This is a genomic window from Deltaproteobacteria bacterium (assembly GCA_016931625.1).
Classification (GTDB): domain Bacteria; phylum Myxococcota; class XYA12-FULL-58-9; order XYA12-FULL-58-9; family JAFGEK01; genus JAFGEK01.
This window is the reverse complement of the sequence record JAFGEK010000006.1, coordinates 1-6,825: the sequence shown is the minus strand read 5'-3', so window position 1 is coordinate 6,825 and position 6,825 is coordinate 1. Positions and strand designations below refer to the sequence as shown.

The following is a 6,825-nucleotide window of genomic DNA, read 5'->3' as shown; positions in this document are numbered from 1 at the left end:
TCTGCAACAACAACAAGCAGCAATAGAGCAAAAAAATAATGAACTTAATCAAAAACAAACAGAGATCGATAATACTGTTGCAATGATTGCTGAGCGCGAGCAAAAATATGCACAGCAGCAATTAACATTTGAGCGAAACCGCAGTGACCTAGAGCAACGTGAACAAGTATTCATACAGAATTTAGAACAATTAGAACAAAAGCAACAAGAGCTTGCGAAGCAGCAAAATTTTATTTTACAAAGCCAGCAAGATTTAAATGAGCAAAAACAGCAGCTTGAACAAAAAGATGACGAAATAAATGAACAACAAACTGCATTGCAACAAAAGTTTGATGATTTAAATGAACAACAAACGCTTATTGATAAAAGTACAGAATTAATTAGTGACCGTGAAAAGGCTGCAACTGAAGCCGAGAATGCTTTATCGGTGCGAACGCAACAAATAGCCGAACAGATCGCTTTATTAGAAAAGCAAGAAAATGAAATTAATAATCACGCACAAAGTTTAGCCCAGCGTGAGAATATTCTTGCTGATCGTGCGGCATCATTAGCGGAACGTGAAGTCGAATTAGCAGCACGTATCACCAATCATACCGAACACGAAGATGAATTAAATCAACGCGAGCAACAATTTATGCAAGCTGAGAGTGCTTTCCAAGAAGCACAGACCGCAGCTAGCGCTAAAGAAGAAGAAATTAAGGTTCATAAAAGACAAATACATGCTAAGGTTGTGCAACTTGAAGATCTTAGCATGCAATATGACACAAAATTTGCAGCGCTTAACGAACGAGAAAAAACTCTTGCAAAAAAAGAAGCTAAGATTGAAGAAAGACACGCCGCTTTATTAATAACCGAAGCACGTGCACTTGAAGTTGAAAAACGCGAACAAACACTTGAACAACAAATAAAAGTTTTAGAAAAAACCGAGCAAGACCTATCGCAACGCGAAGCAGAACTACAAAATAATCTCAATATATTTCATAACACCGAAGTCGCATTAAGTAAGCGAGAGCGAGAACTTGCTGAAAAAGTATTGACCTTACCAGCAATTGAAGCTTTGCAACATGAAAAAGATTTGTTACTTGAACTCAATGATAATCTTGCTCATCAATTACAAGAGTTAAATAAAGAGTATCAGGCAGATGTTGTTGCTAAAACAGATGAGGCAAATGCAGATTTAGAAGATATAAATACGAAGTATCATAACCTAGAGCAACGTTATGAAGAGCTATCAGAACGATCTGAAAAGCAACGTCAAGAAATACTTTTAGAATTAAATGAAGCGCGAGAACAAATTAAAAAAATTCAAAATGAAGCAATACAAGATACAGCAGATGAACGTGATCAACTAACCATTGAACGCGAGCGTCTTTCACATGAACGTGAAATATTAGAACATGATCGGTTAGAGCTGCAGAATTTTTCTAACGATTTAGAACAAACCCGTGCATTACTCAATGAAAATTTCACAACACAGCGTGCACGCACAGATGAACTTGAGCAACTTAGTGATGAACTTACAAGTACGCGCCAAGCTCTTGAAGATGAGCGTGCAATCTTACAAAAAGATCAATTACTATTAGCCAATGAAGCTGAGCAATTACATCATGAACGTGATGAAATTATGCAGCTACGTATTGAGATAGAAAACACTCAAGCCAGAGTTGCAGCAATTAAGCCAATACCTGAAGCTAATGAACTATTAGCAAAGCAAGCTGAACTCGAAGAGCTGCAACAACAACTTGAGCGAGAAAAACAACTGTTTGAAGAAAGAACACAATCTTTTGAAAAAGAACGCCTCCAACTAACCGAGTTGCGTGAAACTATAGACGTTCGTGAGCGTACATTACGAGATGAAAGATCATTAGTACCAAATCTGCAGACGGCTTTAGAAATTGAACGTTCAAGCAATGCTCATTTAAGGCGTCAACTTGAAGAAGATAATGATACTATCGCTAATCTTGCGGCTAAGCTCGATGATACTCGTAAGCAATCAAAGTTATTGATAGTTCGCTTGTATATGTCATGGGTAAATAAGTCAAAATCAACGAAACGTAAACTGGTACTTGCACTGCTTCTTCTTATAGCAGCAACCATATTAGTTTTAAGACTTATTATAAATTATAATGCGGTCCCTAAAAAGCTTGTTGAAGTAAAACAAATAGAAACAAATATGTCGAATTCTGAACCGCCGAGAGCGACCGACAGTATAAAATCGAAGAAACAAAAGCCAGCGAAAAGCGTAAAGAGTAAAACCACAAAAACCAAAAATAGTACCCATGGTAAAAAGGCGCGCTAATTGCTTAAGGGAATAAAAAATGCTTGCAAACATTCCAAATTCAGATCCTAGTCTACTGTATCGCTATCGCGATAATGTCTGCACTACTGATGCCATAGTGGCAAGCATTATTGAGCTTGATTTGCTTAATGTGATTGCGAAACAACCTGGTACGGTTGCTGAAATATCTCAACGATTAGAAATTGCCGAAAGACCATTAGATGTTATTATCACCCTGCTTTGAAGCCTTAGGTCTGCTTGAACGAGAGCCGCAAGTTCATTGTACGCAATTAGCTTATGACCATATGATAAATAGCTCGCCCTTTTGTTTGCGACCCAGCATCAACCAAGTGCAGGATATCGTAGTGCAATCGTGGCAATGAAAAGGTGATCCTTTAATAAAAGGTATCATCGATCCATGCAAAATCTTCACTTTGGCCGACAGCATCACGGTAATCTAGTTGGATTTAGTTGGCTAGAGGCTAACTGGCAGATTTATAAGCTATTTTGCCCATTTTTTAGCGTAATTAATCCACCGATGAATAAATAATGCGCGCTCTCTATTTCACTGATATATTAAAATGCATTTTATCTATTAACAAATGCAACTTGTGGGCCGTTACATAATTTATAGGGTTAGAAGTATGTAAATCTCTTAAAAAACCCAAACTCTATTCAAGGAGAGTTGAAGGAGCATCCCATGACGCTAAGTTTTCCATTCAAATCGCTCATAAGTATAACAATAATGATGGGACTATTACCAATAGGCTTGATGTCATGTAGCGAAGATAAAGAAAAGAACCCCATTATTTATGGCGGTAGCTCTAATGCAGACCCCCTTGCTGCGGTGCAAGAAGCATGGGACAAAATCGAAAATGAACTTGACGATCGCCAGGCTGCCTTAGTGCTAATGACAACCCCTGGCGCACCAGAGCTTAATGCAACGGCTTTGCAACAAGCTGTTGATGCTACTCTGCCTGGTACTACAAAAGTATGGGGTTTAACCTCTGCTTATCAAGTCGTATTTGGTACTGAACCTGACGCTACGATCGGTATTTTTACTCCTGAAGGCCTACTGCCTTCTGGTGTAGGCTTTATGGCGCTAGCTTATAAAGACATGAAAGCAGGTATTGGCAGTATGGCTCCAGAATCTGCGGATGTAAAAATACTTGACACCAAAGAAAATGGCCAAACTGTTATCAAGGCCGCCATCGCTGATGCTGGCATGACAGAACAAGATAAACCTAAAGTAGTCTTTATTGTCAGTTGCTCTAGTACCCCATTATTTGAAATTCTTAAAGGTATCACTGAAGTTGTGGGCAGTGATGTACCAGTTATTGGTGGACGTTCGGCAGGTATTCATAGTTTTCTAGCAGGTTTTCAATATGAATATCAATTCACCCGCAGTAGAGCGAGTGAAGATGACCTCGTGGTTGCGGTTGCTTATGGTGATTTTAAAGTAGCTAGTTATTGGGGATATGGTCATGATGAATATCCTGAAAAATCTGGCGTATTAGGCAATGTAGTATCCACAGCTAATGGCGCCAGAATTGGTACTATTGATGATAGACCTTGCGCAGAAGTATATGCTGAATGGTTAGATAATAACGAATTAATTACAACTGCATACGAAAATGCTATGGCAGAAGACGTAAATAAGGGCTTCGGTGCCGAAATATGGACTCGTAATGCTTTTAAGGTATCTGAGGGTGATACCGGTGCTTTTATTACGATAAGTGCAACTCAAACTACACCTGACGGTACCTGCGCTACATGTTGTTCAACTGTTGAAGAAGGCGCTACTGCATCTTTATTAAGTGTTACTGCTGCCGGCGCTAATGGCATTTTTGGCAAAATGATTGATCAAGCGCGTCGCAGTGAAAATATGGCTAAGGATGATGTTGCAGGCGCCTTTTTAGTTGCTTGTGAATCGCTGCTTGCTGGATATCCAGAATTTGGCTCCCAAGTTTTAGGACCGATTCAAAGTAACATTGGTGCTGATAAACCAATTTTAGGCTTTCTTGGCTCTAGTGAAGTAGGCTATACTAAAGAGCATGGCGCACGTCATTTAAGCTTTAGCGCCGCAGCAACTGTATTTAGTAAATAATAGGAGATAATACTCATGGCAATACTTGGGACTCAGGGCCAGGTGTTGTATCTACCGCTTGTTCTAATAGGATCTCTTTTCTCCTCTACCTTTATTAATGCCACCGAGCCTGCACCCCGAGAAGGCTTTGCGGCTTCTGCGGCGTCAGAAACAGATTTGCAATCTGCTTCTATTTTAGATCAAGACAATATAGAAAATATGAGTTTAAATGAATTATTAAACATTGCAATTCCTGAAGTTACTACCGCGTCACAAAAACAAGAACAAGTGCAAGCAGCGCCGGCTACGGTTCTAGTAATAACCCAAAATGATCTGCGTATGCGTGGTTATGGTTATCTTAGTGAAGTATTGCGCGATTTACCCGATATGGAAACCATTGATGATTATTGGGCTGAAGTCGGCACTCTTGTGCCAGTTCGTGGTGTAGTTGGTAATAATAAAATTATAGTTTTATTAAATGGCGCCCGCTTAAATCCACCTGGTGGTGAGCCAATGATGTTTCATCGGGATTTTTCAGTGCGCTATGCCAAACAAATAGAGATTGTCTATGGCCCGGGCTCAACTATGTATGGGCAAGATGCAATTAGTGCGGTAATTAATATTATCACCAAAGATGCGTCAAAATCGCCAGAATTAGAAGCGGGCGTTGCTGGTGGTTACCCTAACACTAAAGAAGGTTGGGTATCATATAATGGTCCGCTTGGTGATACTGATGTTTCTGCCCATGTACGTTACCTAGACACCGCACTGACCGACATACAAAATTTTGACAAGCAGCGTTATCGCTTACATGTAGATTATGCCAACAACCTAGGTGACTCAGATGAATTTACCCGTGGCGAAAGTGGATTAAATGTATTTACTAAGCTGCAGCAAAAAAATTGGCGGCTACAATTATGGTATCGTCAATCATCGTCAAATAGTAGCGAAGGTCTGGGGCCAGCATTCTCACGCATGAAAGAAGCGAAGTGGAAAGATTCATCTTTAATTCTTGAGGCTGCAAATACTATCAATGTATCTGAAACACTTTTTATTAGTTCACATTTACAATTCAGTCGCTATGAAATCAACCCAGAATCGCGGGTAATATATCCAGATGACAGCAATACACGTTGGCAAATGAACGATTGGAAATATGGTTTAGGTAATGCTTTATCAATTGAAGAGCGCTTCACTTGGCAACATGATATGGATTCATTAAAACTAACAGCAATTGGTGGAGTAGTTGGCAAATATCACGATATTTTGCCTAAATTTTCATCAGAAAGAACTATTGACACTAAAGAAAACTTAATTTCGCAAAGTCACATTGTTGAGTATTACTTCTTGCAATATGAACTCAGCAGTCTTGTACAAGTACCAAGCGCCCAAAATGTAATCTATCGTAGCTTAGGAAGTTATCTCGAATTAACCGGTGTTTTGTTTGACCGCTTACGTATTATTGGGGGTTTGCGTGGTGATTATAATTCACGTGTAGAAACGGTTCCGCTTAGCCCGCGCGTTGCCGTTAGCTTTGATATCATTCCAGAACTGACTGCTAAATACATTTTTTCTAAAGCGTTTGTTGCTCCAGCGCCGTATTATTCACACAGCGTTGCTGAAACCGATCGCGCCATTATAATTCCTAATCCAGATCTCGATCCAGAACAGTCAACAGCTAACGAAATTAATTTATTATTTAAAAACGAAAAATTTCATACTAGTTTAAGTGGCTTTTATAAAGTAAATAGAAAACTAATAATTCAAGCTGATTCTTATTTGTCCCCAAATATTAGTGACACTGTTTATGTGCGCACTACCCCTACCCAATGGGACAGTAAAGATTTACTTATGTCTGCAAACGCAGGTACCTCTATTGTATATGGTGGTGAATTTTCATTTCGTTTTGCTATTTGGCGCTTACAAGCATGGGGGTCCTATTCTTATGTTGATAAAGAAGAAAAAATTGCTGGTCGCAAATACCATTTAGATATGATTTCGAATCATAATTTTAAAGCTGGTGTTACTCAATCGATAACTGATAATTTATTTGCAACTTTATCTTTTTGGGCGCGCTCACGACCACAATCTTTTACATATTCTCCTACTGTAAGTCGCTATTTTGAAGAACAGCGCAATTGGCCTTGGGAAATCAATCTTAATTCCACTTACACACCTTATCCAAACTTTAATCTATTATTAACCGTTCGCAATCTGACTAATCATCGTTATGCCGCTAAGGCTTTATATTCTTCTGAAACTGGCAACGCGCAAGTTAAAGAAGGGATCTCTGTTTTAATTGGCGCTCAATATATTATGAAACCATAAATCATCTCTCTTAGTCATCTATTAGACACGATTACGAGGAACTAAGAGGAACTAGGAACTAGGAACTAGGAACTAGGAACTAGGAACTAGGAACTAGGAACTAGGAACTAGGAACTAGGAACTAGGAACTAGG

4 protein-coding genes are annotated in these 6,825 nt (G+C 39.1%); all 4 read left to right on the top strand.

What is annotated here, in order from left to right:
• Nucleotides 1-2,299: hypothetical protein (locus tag JW841_00325; GenBank protein MBN1959363.1), on the top strand; the 2,299-nt coding region annotated here is incomplete at its 5' end.
• A gap of 19 nt (nucleotides 2,300-2,318) precedes the next feature.
• Complete coding sequence (locus JW841_00320) at nucleotides 2,319-2,522, top strand: hypothetical protein (protein ID MBN1959362.1); 204 nt, start codon at nucleotides 2,319-2,321, stop codon at nucleotides 2,520-2,522.
• 456 nt (nucleotides 2,523-2,978) lie between these two features.
• Nucleotides 2,979-4,385, top strand: coding sequence for a hypothetical protein (locus JW841_00315; GenBank protein MBN1959361.1), 1,407 nt, complete (start codon nucleotides 2,979-2,981; stop codon nucleotides 4,383-4,385).
• Between the two features lie 15 nt (nucleotides 4,386-4,400).
• Complete coding sequence (locus JW841_00310) at nucleotides 4,401-6,692, top strand: TonB-dependent receptor (protein MBN1959360.1); 2,292 nt, start codon at nucleotides 4,401-4,403, stop codon at nucleotides 6,690-6,692.
• The last annotated feature ends 133 nt before the right edge of the window (nucleotides 6,693-6,825 follow it).

Coding starts and splice junctions, on each gene's coding strand:
- JW841_00320 (MBN1959362.1), top strand. CDS start 2,319: ATGCTTGCAAACATTCCAAATTCAGATCCTAGTCTACTGTATCGCTAT.
- JW841_00310 (MBN1959360.1), top strand. CDS start 4,401: ATGGCAATACTTGGGACTCAGGGCCAGGTGTTGTATCTACCGCTTGTT.
- JW841_00315 (MBN1959361.1), top strand. CDS start 2,979: ATGACGCTAAGTTTTCCATTCAAATCGCTCATAAGTATAACAATAATG.